Annotated in this window: 13 protein-coding genes; 6 read left to right on the top strand and 7 right to left on the bottom strand. The window is 62.9% G+C overall.

Features of this window, described 5'->3' with window-relative positions; translation table 11 throughout:
• Positions 1–29 precede the first annotated feature (29 nt).
• Together Hrd1104_RS09765 and Hrd1104_RS13350 are read right to left on the bottom strand one after the other, a co-directional pair.
• A complete protein-coding gene (locus tag Hrd1104_RS09765) occupies positions 30–2,348 on the bottom strand; it encodes a GH36-type glycosyl hydrolase domain-containing protein (RefSeq protein ID WP_229770452.1) in 2,319 nt (772 codons plus the stop codon).
• 26 nt (positions 2,349–2,374) lie between these two features.
• Positions 2,375–2,779, bottom strand: coding sequence for a hypothetical protein (locus Hrd1104_RS13350; protein WP_229770451.1), 405 nt, complete (start codon positions 2,777–2,779; stop codon positions 2,375–2,377).
• A 245-nt stretch (positions 2,780–3,024) separates the two neighbouring features.
• Here Hrd1104_RS13350 and Hrd1104_RS13345 point away from each other — a divergent pair, with 245 nt between their 5' ends.
• The 4 genes from Hrd1104_RS13345 (at position 3,025) to Hrd1104_RS09750 (ending at position 6,644) form a co-directional block, all read left to right on the top strand.
• On the top strand, positions 3,025–3,237 hold the full coding sequence (locus Hrd1104_RS13345) for a hypothetical protein (protein WP_229770450.1): 213 nt from the start codon (positions 3,025–3,027) through the stop codon (positions 3,235–3,237).
• Positions 3,195–5,222, top strand: coding sequence for a glycoside hydrolase family 3 N-terminal domain-containing protein (locus Hrd1104_RS09760; RefSeq protein ID WP_229770449.1), 2,028 nt, complete (start codon positions 3,195–3,197; stop codon positions 5,220–5,222). Before Hrd1104_RS13345 ends, Hrd1104_RS09760 begins: the two co-directional genes overlap by 43 nt.
• A 60-nt stretch (positions 5,223–5,282) precedes the next feature.
• Positions 5,283–5,882, top strand: coding sequence for an IMP cyclohydrolase (locus Hrd1104_RS09755; RefSeq protein ID WP_154552583.1), 600 nt, complete (start codon positions 5,283–5,285; stop codon positions 5,880–5,882).
• Positions 5,883–5,984: 102 nt separating this feature from the next.
• Positions 5,985–6,644, top strand: a complete 660-nt coding sequence (locus Hrd1104_RS09750) for a metallophosphoesterase (protein ID WP_154552582.1) — start codon at positions 5,985–5,987, stop codon at positions 6,642–6,644.
• Between the two features lie 41 nt (positions 6,645–6,685).
• Here Hrd1104_RS09750 and Hrd1104_RS09745 read toward each other — a convergent pair whose 3' ends face one another.
• The 3 genes from Hrd1104_RS09745 to Hrd1104_RS09735 all read right to left on the bottom strand — a co-directional run bounded on the left by Hrd1104_RS09745 (position 6,686) and on the right by Hrd1104_RS09735 (position 9,458).
• A complete protein-coding gene (locus tag Hrd1104_RS09745) occupies positions 6,686–7,864 on the bottom strand; it encodes an aspartate kinase (RefSeq protein ID WP_154552581.1) in 1,179 nt (392 codons plus the stop codon).
• Between the two features lie 168 nt (positions 7,865–8,032).
• Positions 8,033–8,944 (bottom strand): NAD(P)/FAD-dependent oxidoreductase, encoded by a 912-nt coding sequence (locus tag Hrd1104_RS09740; protein ID WP_154552580.1) that lies wholly within the window; start codon positions 8,942–8,944, stop codon positions 8,033–8,035.
• Between the two features lie 130 nt (positions 8,945–9,074).
• Positions 9,075–9,458 (bottom strand): hypothetical protein, encoded by a 384-nt coding sequence (locus Hrd1104_RS09735; RefSeq protein ID WP_154552579.1) that lies wholly within the window; start codon positions 9,456–9,458, stop codon positions 9,075–9,077.
• Positions 9,459–9,695: 237 nt separating this feature from the next.
• Between Hrd1104_RS09735 and Hrd1104_RS09730 the strand changes: the two genes are divergently transcribed.
• Positions 9,696–10,964 carry a PQQ-binding-like beta-propeller repeat protein gene (locus tag Hrd1104_RS09730; protein ID WP_154552578.1) on the top strand — a complete coding sequence of 423 codons (1,269 nt, stop codon included), beginning with the start codon at positions 9,696–9,698 and terminating at the stop codon, positions 10,962–10,964.
• 91 nt (positions 10,965–11,055) lie between these two features.
• Here the strand turns inward: Hrd1104_RS09730 and Hrd1104_RS09725 are convergent, their stop codons facing one another.
• On the bottom strand, positions 11,056–11,616 hold the full coding sequence (locus Hrd1104_RS09725) for a TATA-box-binding protein (RefSeq protein WP_154552577.1): 561 nt from the start codon (positions 11,614–11,616) through the stop codon (positions 11,056–11,058).
• A gap of 288 nt (positions 11,617–11,904) precedes the next feature.
• Positions 11,905–12,747, bottom strand: a complete 843-nt coding sequence (locus tag Hrd1104_RS09720; RefSeq protein ID WP_154552576.1) for a hypothetical protein — start codon at positions 12,745–12,747, stop codon at positions 11,905–11,907.
• Positions 12,748–13,080: 333 nt separating this feature from the next.
• Here Hrd1104_RS09720 and Hrd1104_RS09715 point away from each other — a divergent pair, with 333 nt between their 5' ends.
• Positions 13,081–14,100 (top strand): methyltransferase domain-containing protein, encoded by a 1,020-nt coding sequence (locus tag Hrd1104_RS09715; protein ID WP_154552575.1) that lies wholly within the window; start codon positions 13,081–13,083, stop codon positions 14,098–14,100.
• Positions 14,101–14,627: the final 527 nt, after the last annotated feature.

Raw genomic sequence — 14,627 nt, 5'->3', positions numbered from 1 at the left:
AGTGTGGATCGTATCGTTGCTCTCTGTCGCTATTCGAGCGTGACGTCGAGGTCGTGGACTGCCTCGCTGTCGAGGGCAGTCACGCGGTCGCGATCGATCACGACGCCGTCGTCGGTCCGTTCGAAGGCGATAGCTTCGCCGTTCAGTGTGACCTCGCTGATCGCATAGTCGCCAAAGTCAGCCTCGGCAGGATTGTGGTAAGTCACGTCGAGTCGGCGGTCGGCGAACTGGCAGGTCACGCTCGCCTCGCCGTCCTCGAACTGCTCGGCCAGTAACTTCGGTTCCAGCAGCAGGTCCCCGAGCTCACCCGTGACGCCGAAGACCTCCGTGACCGTCGTCAACAGCAGCCAGCTCCCCGAGCCGGTGAGGAACGTGTACAGCCCGCGGCCCCGCTCGTTGAAGTACTCCGGAATCCCGGGGTAGATGCGGCTGACTTCGAAGTCTTTGCTCTGTTCGTAGATGCCAGCGAGGACCTTGTGGCCGGCCTCGACCTTGCCCCGGCGGTACAGCGCGTTCGCGTACATGACGGCCATGTGGCTGAACATCGCGCCGTTCTCCTTGTGGCCAAAGGCAAAGCCAAAGCCACGCCCGAGGTCGGTCTTGACCTCCTCGAAGTCGGTGTTCAGCCGGTAGCCGCGCATCTTCGGTTCGTAGAGGTACTCGTCGGCGGCGTCGACGATCGCATCGGCTTGTTCGTCGGTCGCGACCTCGCCCATCAGCGTGAAGACCTGCCCGGTCAGAGTCATCCGGACGCCGTTCTCGTGGTCGCCTTCGACGCGCCGGCCACTGTCGTCGTAGTAACCGTTGAACCACTGGTGGCCGTCCTCGTTCTCGATGAACTCCTGGTCGCGCAACTGCTCGTAGCACCACGCAGCCTTGGTTTCCAGGTCGGCTGCCAGGGCCTCAATCGAAACGGCCACCGTCTCGCCGGAAACCGTCCGTTCCCAGGTGTCGAGGTACTCGTCGAGTCGGGCCTGCTTGGCTTCGGGGTCCTCGTAGTCGACTGACTCGCCGAGCGTGTCGAGCAGCGTTTCCATCTCCTGAGCGATCTCGATCTCTTCGACGCCGAGTTCGGTCTGGAGATCGCCGAGCAACTCGCTCATGTCGCGCATATTCCATGCATACAGCGCGGTGAAGGCGGCGCTCTCGCCGCGCTCGGGGGCCATGTCCATGGCGTCGTTCCAGTCGGCGTCTTCCAAGCGCATCACGTTGTGCTCGCCGACGTTGAAGAACTGGGTGAGGTGCTGGACGAGCAGGTGCTCTAAGACGGTGCCCTCGTAGACCTCGCCGTCCTCCGTGTACAACTCGGTGCCCTCGGCGGGCGACCACGCGTCGTCCTGCTCGCTGGCCCGGTTGACGTGGAGGTCCTTGTAGTAGCGCTGGTCGCGCAACAGGAACTCCAGATCGCCGCTGAGATCGAGGTAGAAGCGGGTCGTCAGCCACGGCCAGGCGCCGTGGTCCATCCAGACGCGGGGGATGCTGTTTCGGTCGGCTTTGAACTCGCCGGGCTCGTCGCCGATGATCGTCGCGTTCGAGCCATCGAAGCGCACGCCGGCGAAGTTGTGATAGAGGAGATCGGTGACGTTGTCGGGTTCAGTTAGCAACAGCGAGAGGATGTCCTGCCAGAGGTCCCGCCAGCCACGGCCACCGCGGCCGTAGTCGTGATACGGCAGGAAGGAGTTGCCAAAGAGACGTCGGAAGACCGGTTGGAGCGTGACCCAGCGCATCCACTGGTCGAAGGTGTCGTCGCCGGTGTCGAACGCGACGGCACTGGACTTCTCGGTCCAGTGGGCCTGGCAGGCTTCGAGTTCTTCGGCGAAGGCCTCGCTTGAGCCGTACCGGTCGACAAGCGTCGCCGGATCGGGCTCCCCGTCCCAGACCGTCTGCATGACGACGTATTCGGCGGTTTCGCCGGGATCGAGTTCGGTCGTCGAAAAGCGCAGGCCACCCAGGCTCTCGTAGCCGTCGACCTCGGTGCCGGCCGGAACGCCCTCTAGATCCTCGACGACGGCTTCAGGCCATTCGAGGTTACCGCCCTCACCGATGAAGTCCTCGACGACGGGGTAGAAACTCTCGGGAGCCGTCCCGTCGGCGTCAGTTCCGAGGACGCCGTAGGTCGTCTCGTTGCGCGTGTGGCCACGCTCGTCGAAGGAGAGCGTCGGACTGACGAGGACGCCGTACTCGTCGGTCCAGGTCTCGTGCAGCAGCGAAGTGACGTGGCGGTGATCGCGGATGTTGTCGGCCGAACGGCCGTAGAGAGGTACCGCAGCAGTCGGTGTGATGGTCTTGGCGTCGTCGCCGGTGTTCGTGACCCGGACACGCATCAGTTCGACCATGTCGTCGCGCACCGGCGCGAAGTTGGTAATCTCGGCTTTCAGCCCGCGCTCGTCGTTTTGACGGGTGATCTCGTGATAAAGGAGGCCCCCTCCATCGAGACAGACTCCACGCCGTCGGACCGTTCGTCGGGAATCTGTGTGGCACTGTTGCCGGCGGCCGACCACGGCCCCTCGCCGTGTTCGTACACCCAGAAGTTTCGGGCCGTGCGCTTGTTGTGCAGGTCCTCGACGGCTGTCGGCGGCGTCAGGAACTCGTGTTGGCTCGCGTTGATATCGCCGTGGAGTTTCGGCGTGATCGCCGACATGATGCCGGCCTCGTTGACCAGCGGGAAATACAGATAGCTCGACCGCTGGGGGGCGTCCAGTTTGAACGTTCCTTCGTCGTCGACGAACGCCCAGTCATCGACAGTTGTTTCGTTGTCGTGTAAATGTCGTTTCGCCATGCGTCAAGAAACGGAAACCTGCCTTGAATAACTTTCTAACCCCGTTTTTCGGCGGAATAGATATTCGCAGATGTATGTGTAACATCCAACCTAACAATTTCTATATGTATTAGAAATGCGAATATTTGTCCGTGATCGGCAGCCTCACTGGCTGGTTGGACCGTCTTCATTCCGCCGCGGCTATTTCGAGGATGAAATTGTTCTGCAAAGATTAAAATGGGCGCGGGAGCGTAGCGCTCTATATCATGCCACTTTCGGACGGTCGGCTCGGCCAGTACGTTGCGGACGGACGTCGGGCCGAGATCCAGTCGCGTGTCAGTTCGCTACTGGAGCAAATGACGCTCGAAGAAAAAGTCGGCCAACTCAACCAGCGGTCGGTCCACTTCGTCACGGGGACCGAAGACGAGGGGCAGCATTGGAGAGTGCCGTCGCCGACGGCGAAGCCGGCTCGTTGCTGAACGCGACCGATCTCGAGACGAAACGCCACCTTCAGCAACTGGCCGTCGAGGAGTCACGCCTGGGTATCCCGCTGTTGATCGGCTTCGACGTGATTCACGGCTACGAAACGATCTTTCCGATCCCACTTGCCCAGGCGGCCTCTTGGAACCCTGACCTGGCCGAGCGGGCCGAACGGATCGCAGCCACGGAAGCGGCCGCCGCCGGCCACAACTGGACGTTCGCGCCGATGGTCGACGTCTCGCGGGATCCACGCTGGGGTCGCGTCATGGAGGGGGCCGGCGAGAGCCCAGTCCTGGGCAGTGCCTTCGCCGAGGCCCGAGTCCGCGGCTTCCAGGGCGAGGATCTGAGCGATCCCGACACAGTTCTGGCCTGCGCGAAACACTTCGCTGCCTACGGCGCCGTCGAGGGTGGCCGGGAGTACAACACCGTCAACGTCTCCGAGACGGCCCTGCGTGAACGTCACCTCCCGCCGTTCGAAGCGAGCGTCGAGGCTGGCGTCGGCTCGCTCATGAACGCCTTCAACGTCCACGAGCGCATCCCCGCCAGCGGCCACGAATCGCTCGTCGACGGCGTGCTCAAGGGCGACTGGGACTTCTCGGGCGTGCTAGTTTCGGACTGGGCCTCGTTCCGGGAACAGATCCAGCACGGCACGGCCACGGACCGCCGCGAGGCAGCGCGCAAGGCCATCGAGGCTGGCTCGGACATCGACATGGCGAGCGAGGTCGTCATCGACGAACTCCCCGGTCTCGTCCGCGAGGGGGACATCAGCGAGGAGCGTCTGGACGACGCCGTCCGGCGCGTGCTGACGGTCAAGGGCCTGCTCGGCCTCTTCGAGGACCCCTACCGGTACTTCGACGCCGAGCGCCGCGAGGAGGCCATGCTCGCCGACGAACACCGCGAGGCCGCCCGCGAAGCCGCTCGCGAGTCCTTCGTCCTCCTGCAAAACGAGGGCGACCGGCTCCCACTCGATCCCGAGGCCGATGTCGCACTGGTCGGCGCGCTGGCCGACAGCGGCGAGGACACGCTCGGGGCCTGGAGCTTCGAGGGCCGGCCCGAGGACGCGATCACGGTCCGCGAGGGGCTCGAATCGTTCCTCGATCGGGCGGTCCCCTTCGCGCCGGGCTACGAACTCCCGGGTGAGGTGACCGAGGCGTCGATCGAGGCGGCGGTCGAAACGGCCACCGACGCCGACGTGGCAGTCACCGTCGTCGGCGAGACGGCTGCAATCACGGGTGAGGCGGCCAGCCGGGCGGATATCGACTTGCCCGGCCACCAACGGCGGTTGGTCGAGGCGCTCGCCGAGACTGACACGCCTGTCGTGGCCGTGTTGATGAACGGCCGCCCGCTCGCGATCGACTGGTTGGCCGAGTCGGTCCCGGCCATTCTCGACGTCTGGCATCCCGGGGTCGAAGGCGGGCCGGCCGTCGCCGAGACGCTCTTTGGCGAACACGTCCCTGCGGGCCATCTCCCGATGAGCTTCCCCTCCTCCGTCGGACAGGTCCCTCTCGCCCACGACCGATTGCCGACCGGCCGTCCCGCTGAGGATGCCGAGAGCGGGTACACGACGGGCTACATCGACGCGCCGAACGAACCGCTGTTCGCCTTCGGTCACGGCCAGAGTTACACCGGCTTCGCCTACACCGACCTGACGCTGTCGACGGATGCCATCGATGCCGGCGAGACCCTCGAAGCGACAGTCACCGTCGAGAACGTCGGTGACGTCGCCGGCCGGGACGTCGTCCAGTTCTACGTTCGCGATCTCGTCGGGAGTCGCTCTCGACCCGAGAAGGAACTACTAGATTTCGAGACCGTCGAACTCGCGCCCGGCGAACGCGCCGACGTGCCCATCACGATCGAGGATACTGACCTGGCGTTCTGGACGGCCGACCGTGAGTGGGCCGCCGAACCCGGCGAATTCGACCTCATGGTGGGCCACGCCGCCGACGACATTGCCCACACCGAGCGGTTCGCGTTGCTGGAGTGAGGCCACCCGTTTCGAGTGGAAACCGAACGTGCTTTCTGGGATGGCTGGGTGGGGTCGTCTATGTACGTTGGCCGATTCGTCGTCGTTGGACCGGACGTGGGCGCGTATCGGGTCTCCTCGCGCTCGTTTCCAAACCGGAAGGCACTCGATCGTGACGGGACGATCACGGTGGCGCCGACCGCAGACGCCCCCGAGACGGACAACCCCTACATCTCCTACAACTGCGTGCAGGTGACTGATCGCGGTGCCGTCATCGGTAACGGCTCACACGTCGATCCGATCGCCGAGAAACTCGCCCTCGGCGTCCCGGCCCGGGACGCACTGGCCGGTCCCCTGCAAGCCCTCGACTTCGAGAAGGACGACTACGACACGCCCCGGATCGCCGGGATCGTCGGCCTCGATGGCGAGGATCCGACTGCAGGTGAAGCCGGGGCGGCAATCGGCATCGTTCGCCGGGACGCACTGCTGGTCGAAGCCGTCACCGAACCGACGCTCGTGGCGACCTACGAGCGTGACGAGCCAGTGGGCTTCGACCTCGACGCCACGACCGCCGCCGATGCCGCACGCGAGGTGTACGATCATCGCTTCGAACATGTGGTCTGTGCGGCCGGCGTCGCCGGCAGCCCGGGCGATTTCGAGACGGCGATCGTCAACGAGTAAGGCGAGTTGCCAACAGGCGAGCCACGACGACTGCGCCGCTATCGTCTTGTCTTGCCAACGTGAAACTATCACTTCTAACTTTCTTGAGTGTGAACGGAGCGTGTGAAAATCGCTGTCATTTCCGATATTCATTCGAACAAGGTCGCCCTGGAGGCGGTTGTCGCCGACCTTCCCGACGTCGATCGGATCGTCTCGGCTGGTGACGTCGTCGGGTACGGTCCGTGGCCGGCGGACTGTCTGGAGTGGGTCCGCGAGCGCGAGATCCCGACCGTCCAGGGGAACCACGACCGGGCTGTCGCGACCGGCGAGTACCCGTCGTTCAACGACATGGCGGCCGCCGGGGTCGAGTACGCACGTGAGCAACTATCGATCGACCAGCGAGAGTGGCTCGCGTCGCTGCCGACCGAGCAAGAACTGTTCGACGGCCGGCTGAAAGTCGTCCACGGCCATCCCGACAATCCCGATCACTACACGTTTCCCGAGGAATTCGGGCCGGGGTTGCTCGGCGACGAAGACGTCCTGGTGCTCGGTCACACCCACGTCCAACACGCCGAGCAATTCACGGAGGGGATCGTCCTGAATCCGGGTAGCGTCGGGCAACCTCGCGACAGCGACCCGCGGGCGGCCTACGCGGTCGTCGATCTCGATGCGATGACGTTTGAACTGCGCCGCGTCGAATACGACGTCGGGGAAGTGCTGACAGCTGTCCGAGGGACATCCTTACCACGCCGGGTCGGGACCCGACTCAGCCGTGGCCAGTGACCGCTGTCGACATTCGTCTGAAAGATCGCCCCGCGTCGCAGTCAGAACGCCTTCTGGATCAGCTTCAGTGCCTGTTCACGGTCTTCCCAGGGGACGAACACGGCGATCGATGTCGCACTCGTCACGACATCGAGGAGATTGATGTGGGCCGCGGAGACGGGATCGATTACCTGCTGGATGACGCCCGGTTCGTCCGGGAGTTCACCGCCGGTGACGCGAATGATGGCGATCTCGTGTTTGACCGTGATACTCGAGAGGGTGTCGTCGTCGACGACCTCGTCGTGGAGGATCGCCTCGGCGTCTTTGGCGACGTCCGTGTCGAGATAGAACGTGACCGAGTCCATGCCACTGGACACTGCTTCGACGTTGATGTCCTCCTCGGCCAGTGCCGTCGAGAGTTCAGCGAGGATTCCCGCCTGGTTTCGAATCGCCCGCCCGGCGACGGTCACACAGCAGAGTTTGTTCTCCTGGAGGTCGATCAGCTTCTGGAACTCACCTTCGATCGAGGTCCCGCCAGACAGCAGATTCTCGTGTTGGTAGTGGACGACCCGGACGTCCATCGTGCCGCCCTTGTACGCCAGCGCGCTGGGGGCGACGACTTCGGCCCCCCGAAAGGAGAGGTTCCGGAGTTCGTCGACGGTGATCTCGCCGACGTTGCGAGCGCCTTCGACCACGCGCGGATCGCCGGTCATGACACCCTCGACGTCGGTGACGATGATCACCTCGTCGGCTTCCATGTAGCTGCCGAGCATCACGGCGGTCGTGTCGCTGCCGCCGCGGCCGAGCGTCGTGACGTCACCGTGGTGGTCTTCCGCCAGGAATCCGGTGATAACGGGCACGACGTCTTGTAGCTGGCCAGCGAGTGCGTGGGCACGTTTCTGGGTTTCGTCGACATCGACTTCGCCGTACTCGTCGGTGATGATCGGCCAGTCTTCGACGCCCGGCTCGAAGAACGCAGAGTCGATCCCGCGGGCCGCCAGGGCTCCCTTGAGCATCCGGACCGACGTGCGCTCGCCCATGCTGACGATCTCTGCTCGATCGGCCTCGTCGGCCTCGAACTCGATCTCGCTCAGCAGGTCGTCGGTCGTCGACCCCATCGCACTCGCGATGATGGCGACTTCGTGGCCCTGTTCGACCACTTGGGCGATCGAGTCGGCCGCTCGCTCGATGCGCTCGCCGCTGCCGAGACTGGTCCCGCCGAATTTCACTACGACGCGCATGCGAGACCCCCTCCTGTGTGACTGTGGATCATTACCCCCCTGTTTCCCGTCCCGACGAATAACTGCTTTCATCCATAACTCCCGTCTCTCGTCGCCTGGGCGGCTTGCTGGTCGGCGACGGACGAAGACGCTTGGGACCGCTCTCTGTTGCCGACTCGAACTGGCTCCTCAGGCTTCGATTTTCTTGTAGTCGATGTACTCGCCGCCCCGGAAGTCCTCCAGCAGGTTGATCGCCGCGGTGGTCCCCTCGCCGACGGAGACGTTGACCTGGCGTTGGCCGCCAGTCAGGTCGCCGGCAGCGTAGACGCGGTCGACGCCGGTGTACTGGTCCTCGTCGACGTCGAGGTACGAGCCTTCACGCGCGATGCCCAGCATGTCGGCGATGTCGGTCCCGCCAGCAGCACCCAGCGCGATGAAGACGCCTTCGACGTCGAGTTGCTCGCCGGAGTCGAGTTCGACGCCCTCGACGACCTCGTCGCCGACGATGTGATCGACCGGCTCTTCGATGACTTCGATGCCCTCGCTGTCGAGCTGCTCGAGCAGCGCCTCGTCCATGTCGAGGTCGTTTCCGTTGGTCAGTACGCGGACGTCGTCGGTGTAATCCAGCAGCATCATCGCCTCCTTTGCGGCGTAGTTGCCCGCGCCGACGACTGCGACCGGCTTGTCGCGGTAGAAGAAAGCGTCACACTCGACACAGTAGGAGACGCCGCCGCCCTCGTAGTCGTCGACGTCTTTGATCGCGGGACTCTCGTAGGACGCGCCGGTCGCGAGGATGACGCCTTTGACCTCGTAGTCGTCGACCTCGGTCTCGATCGAGTAGCCGTTGCCCTCCTCGCCGACTTGGACGACCTCCTCCTCGACGATCTCCGCGCCGAACTTCGTCGCCTGCTCCTGGCCTACGTCGACGAGTTCGGGACCGCTTGCCCCCTCCGGGAAGCCGTAGACGTTCTCCATCCAGTCGACGTCTCTGGTCGTGCCATCGCCCTTATCGAAGACGAGCGTTTCCTGGTCTGCGCGTGCCGTGTAGACGGCGGCGGCCAAACCGGCCGGCCCGCCACCGATGATCGCGACGTCTGTCATTGTGTGTAAGTAGTACAATACCGTACAGTGATAAACCGCTCGATATGCGTGTATATATCTCAAACGAACTGCCTAGACAAAATATTCGGTTCGTATACGATCGCAGAAGTGGTCGGGAGTAGCAATACTGTCAGACAAAGCCCAGCAGGTTCGCCAGCGAAATCCCGAGTGCGGTCGCGAACGCGAAGTGCAACAGCGTCAGGGCTACTGTCGCCCATCTATCGAGTCGATAGGTCCTCGCGATCGCTAGCCCGTCGGCCAGTAGCGTCGCGCTGACGACGACCAGCACGCCCAGTTCTGCCGAGATGAAGGCGACACTCTCGATGCCCCACCGGCCCAGCAGAATCGAGACGATCGCCGGCACGGGACCAACCGTGGCGGCCTTCTGACTGGGGACGTCGCCGAGGAAGAAGGTTGCAGCGAGGTGGAGGGTAAGCGCATAGAACACCGAGACGGCCAGGAAGATCGCGATCGTCGCGACGATCGGGGCTGCGATCCCGGTCTGGAGCAGCATACTCGCCGTTGGAACGCCGCCGGTATGTACGATCGGGTTTCGATCGCCTTCCTGGGGACCAAGCAGCCGTCTGGGTCAATTCACCTACAGATCACAAGACAGATATCGCCGCTGTTTGACTACTCACCCAGCTAGTATGGTTGTGTCCCTCGCCGAGACGCATCTTGTCCAGCGTCACTCGACTCACGACAGCGGTCTGAGCCTAGGCCGTGCGGTTCGAGAGACAGTGACGGGACCATGACCCTCGACACCTCGTCCTGGCGATTTCGACGGCTAGTGGTCCTCGGGGTCGTCCTCGTGTTGCTCGCTCCCGCCGTCGTCAGTGGACTCACGCATGAACCCGACACTGTTCACACGAACGTCACGGTGGACGGGAACGCGACTGCCCTCTCGAATGTCACGTTCGCTGGCATCCAGGGACCCTTCGGCACGTCCGGGCACGGCCGAGTGGTCGCAGTCGATACCGACTCCGGGGAGTTGCTCTGGGAGTACGCCAACGAGTCGGCTGCCGAGAACGTCCTCTATTACGACGTCGACCCCCTCTCGGCCCAACGGCTCTTGTTCGTCGAAGAGCGTTCAAGCGGCAACGGATCGGCTATCGTCTACAACTGGCAAACGGACGAACTGATCGACCGCTTCGAGGTGCCTTCCGACACTCACGACGTGGACGCTCTCGGAAACGATCGCTACGTCGTCGCTGACAAGTACAACCACCGCGCCTACGTCTACGATGCAAGCGCACAGCGAATCGTCTGGGAGTATCGCTTCGCCGAGCACTTCCCGGAGTATCCTGAAGCGGGTGAGGCCCCGTCGAGTGAACCATCCGGTGTCGGCGGGTACACCCACCTCAACGACGTCGATGTCGTCGACAACGGCTCGGCGTTCCTGCTCAGTCCCCGTAACTTCGACCGGGTCGTGCTCGTGAACCGCTCGACGAAGACCGTCGAGTGGACACTCGGCGAACAGGACAACCACGACATCATCAAAGAACAGCACAATCCGGACCTTCTCCAGCGCGATCCGCCAGTCGTCTTGATCGCCGACAGCGAGAACGATCGTGTCGTCGAGTATCGTCGGACCAACGACACCTGGACCCGGACCTGGGCTTACAGTGGCAGTCTCCACTGGCCGCGAGACGCGGACCGACTCCCGAATGGTAACACACTGATCGTCGATACCTACGGACAACGCGTTCTCGAGGTCACACCCGACCACGAAATCGTCTGGGAACGGGACCTCTCGACGATGCCCTACGACGCCGAACGCCTCGGGACAGGCCCCGGTTCGGATGGCCCGCCGATCGACCGGCTCCGAAACGCGTCGACGCTCGACGATGGCGAGAGCGGCGTTTCCATCTTTCGGCAGTTCTACGACTTGTCGTTGTACATTTTGCCAACCTGGATCGGCTTCGTCGAGTTCTACGGGGTGGTCGGGGCGATACTCGGAGCGCTACTCTGGACGGCGATCGAACTCGGTGTCCGAATCCGTGACTGGCGGACGTCCTGAGAGAACAGATTTGACCGTCGACAGACGCTCGACGGTTACAGACGAGAGAGACCGATCCGAATCGAGCCGTCTTCTACGATCCGGGGCTGGCTTACTCCAGCAGGCCTAACTCTTCGAGCCGGGAGACGATCTTGTCGACGGCTTCTCTGGCATCGTCGGGCTCTTTGCCACCGGTGATGACGAGTTTACCCGAGCCAAAGAGTAGCGCAACGACGTCGGGATCGTCGAGACGATAGACCAACCCGGGGAACTGCTCTGGTTCGTACTCGATGTTCTCTAAGCCCAGTCCGATGGCGATCGCGTTGAGGTTGAGGTTCCGGCCCAGATCCGCCGACGTCACGATGTTCTGGACGACGATCTCGGGATCCTCGTCGACCTGAATCTCCAGATCCCGCAATTTGTCGAAGACGATGCGGAGACTCTGGTGGACGTCGTCGGTGCTTTTGGCACCGGTACAGACGATCTTGCCCGAGCGGAAGATCAGCGCCGCCGACTTCGGTTCCTGGGTCCGATAGACCAGCCCGGGGAACTGCTCGGGGTCGTAGTCGGCCCCCTCCAGGTCCATCGCGACGCTCTGGAGGTCGAGCTCTTGACCGATGCCCGTCGAGGCCACTACGTTTTCGATGTTGATCGTTTCCTTGGGATCAGCCATGGTTCGCGTCATAAATCGTATTTAAGTCTTATAAAGGTTGGTATTTAAGATATATAAGCACCCCCATATTCGGGGTCCCGGCCATTTCAGGCCCGGACAGGCGGGATCGGCGATATGCCTTGGGTATCCCGAAGTGTGTCATAGCGAAATTCTGGCGCTTTCCTTTGCCACATCTGTCAGGTCCTCCGTCCAAGAGACAGGGTGCGGATCGGTCACCGGTTGGTTGCCATTCAGCGACGACGCATCTTGGTAGATGTTGGCGATGTAAGTCCCAACGATAGTGAGATTCTACTCCCAAACGATTCGTCTCGAATCGAGTTCGACCTGTCCAGAATCGATGGTGGCCGTGATTCGCTTCTCTTCGTACCCCCGACACGCCGAGATGCGCTTTTCAGCCCGTCCTTCTTCGCTGGAAACTTCAAGTACGTACAAATCCCCAATCGGAAGCGGGAGTGACACATCTGTGTTGGACATCGGGTCTACTTGGACAGATCTCTCTGTGACAACCCGGTCGTCACGCCGGAGGGTCAACTCGGCCCTGGCACTGCTGTCGGTCACGTTACGGACCTGTATCGAGACTTCGCGGTCTCCTGGACACCCGATGACTGGCTCATCATCGCCGCGAATACTAACGAGTAACATCGGATAGTTCTGCTCTGACGGGATCCGCCACTCCGTTGTCGTTGACCGGCCCTCCTCGACGGACACTGTAACGGTATACCGACCAGCTGTGGCTGTCACGCCGTCGAACGACAGTGATTCGCCGTTGGTGAGTGTCTGTGAACATGCAAAGAATGTGTTGTCGTCGTGCGCGATGGCGAGCGTGACCGTTGTTTCGGATGCAGTCTGGTTTCGAATCTCGACACTTCCCGATTGGTATGTCTCCGCTGCTCCCGGGATTGAGTACGGGAGTTCGTGGTCGGTCGCACACGGGGACGGCGTGTCCGTCCGCTCGGTGGTTGCTGTGGGCTCTGGCGGTTCGGTGGTCGGCCCGGCGGTTGTTGTCGTATCCTTTACAGGCTCGGTGGTCGGTTCTGTTTGGTCAGTAGAGAGGCCTGAACACCCTGTGAGACCAGCCCCGAACCCGATCCCCATGTACCGAAGGACTGCACGACGAGATGAACCTGTCATAGCGGAGCGACCGAGTTTGCCGGGATAGGCTTTGTGGTGGGAAAGCCGCTTCCGAACCGGCAAGCGAACGCTCTCTGCGTGGGTGCCAAGACACAGTGAACGGAGAGTTCAGGAGTTGTGATACGAAAAACGGGTCGTCGTGTTGAATATACCCTCTATCTCTTGCACTGCCTTCTGTCACTATATCTGTCTTCATATTTTCACATCCCAGGTTGCCCCGCAGTAAATCGACTATAACGGGCTCTTTGACACGCTGCTCCAACGATGCTCACCACCGTCCGTTTGCGACACCGAACCGCCAGAGCCAAGCGCCGACGCCGCGACCGTGCTACCGTGTATCTGCTGGAACTAGCCGGCACCGACGACGATTTCGCGGCCACCGAGGCAGCCAGTGCTGCTAGTGACGTCACCGTCGTTGCCGGCGGGCTCGCGACGGCTGAGACTCTCTCGGATCGGATCTCACAGCTGGCGCTTACCCATCGCGTGAGCGACCTCCTCGGGACGGCCCAGCCAACAGTTGCGGCGGCCCGAGAGACTCTCGAATCGGCGGCGCTCCACCGCACGGGATCTGTTGCCGTCCGCGCCCGTGACGTCAGGGGGGCGACTGGTGTGAGCACCCAGGCCACAGAGCGCGAACTCGGCTCGGTGCTGGTCGAAGCGGGCTTTACCGTCGATCTTGAGGACCCAGATCACGAACTCCGTGTCGTCTTCGCTGGCTCCCCGTCGGTTGGCGACTCTCCGGCTGCTGACGTCGCGTCCGGCGCGGACGCAGGGGCCTGTGCGATCGGGTGGCTCGCTACCGACCCACCACGGACGTTTACCGAACGCGCCCCGACCGAGCGCCCGTTCTTCCAGCCCGGTAGCATGGATCCCACACTCGCCCGTGCGCTGGTCAATATCGCTGGTGCGCAGCCCGGCACGACCGTTCTCGACCCGATGTGTGGCACCGGCGGGCTGTTGATCGAGGCAGGGCTCGTCGGTGCCACGCCCGTCGGCGTCGACGCACTCGAAAAGATGGTCCAGGGTACCCGAGAGAATTTGGGCACCCTGATCGACGAGGAGTTTGCCGTCTGCCGGGGGGACGCGCGTCGACTCCCGTTCGCGGACGATGCCGCCGACGCGGTCGTCTTCGATGCGCCTTACGGCCGACAGACGAAGATCACCGGCGAGACGCTGGCGGCGCTGGTTGGCGACGCACTCGCGGACGCCCGACGACTCGCGGCCCGGACAGTCATCGTCGGCGATCGGTCCTGGCAGACCGTCGCCGAGGAAGCTGGCTGGACCGTCACAGCCCACTTCCAGCGTCGTGTCCACCGGTCCCTCGATCGCCATATCCTCGTCCTCGAACGCTGAGGGCGCGGTCGCCGTCGGAATCGGCACTCAGTGGCGCTCGACCGTGACGTGATGTTCGGTGCCGGCCGTCACTTCGCCAGGCTGTCGGCGTGTTCCTGACCGAGACAGCGCTCCGGTCCGGCAGTTCGGTCGCCTCTCTTGGTGGTTCACCACCAGTGTCCCAATGTCGCCGAGTTGTTCCTACTCTGCGTCCGCTGAAAAACCCAACCCTGCCGGCTCCTGGCACCTTGGCTGTTGGATTCGAACCGCGATTTCTGCGTTTCAATCCCGAACGATGCATGCTACATCGCTCCATCACGCCGTCTCCCTGCCACTCAAACGCCGTCCCGGTACCAATCGTGGGCCGACGAGCTTTCCCCGGTGCCCTTCCCGCACGCCGCGAGCGTTGTCCGTACACAGTCGTCTGGGAGTGCCGTGGGCTGTCGATCGTCCCAGTTCACACATTGGAATTGCTCGGAAGGCGGCCTCGGTGGCTTGTTGCGGTACGTTCCGTCGACTGCCGCTATAGCCGTCTTAACGGCCCTTGG

It is taken from the genome of Halorhabdus sp. CBA1104 (assembly GCF_009690625.1).
Taxonomy (GTDB): Archaea; Halobacteriota; Halobacteria; order Halobacteriales; family Haloarculaceae; genus Halorhabdus.
Note: the sequence above shows the minus strand (reverse complement) of the source record. Positions and strands in the feature narration are given on the sequence as shown.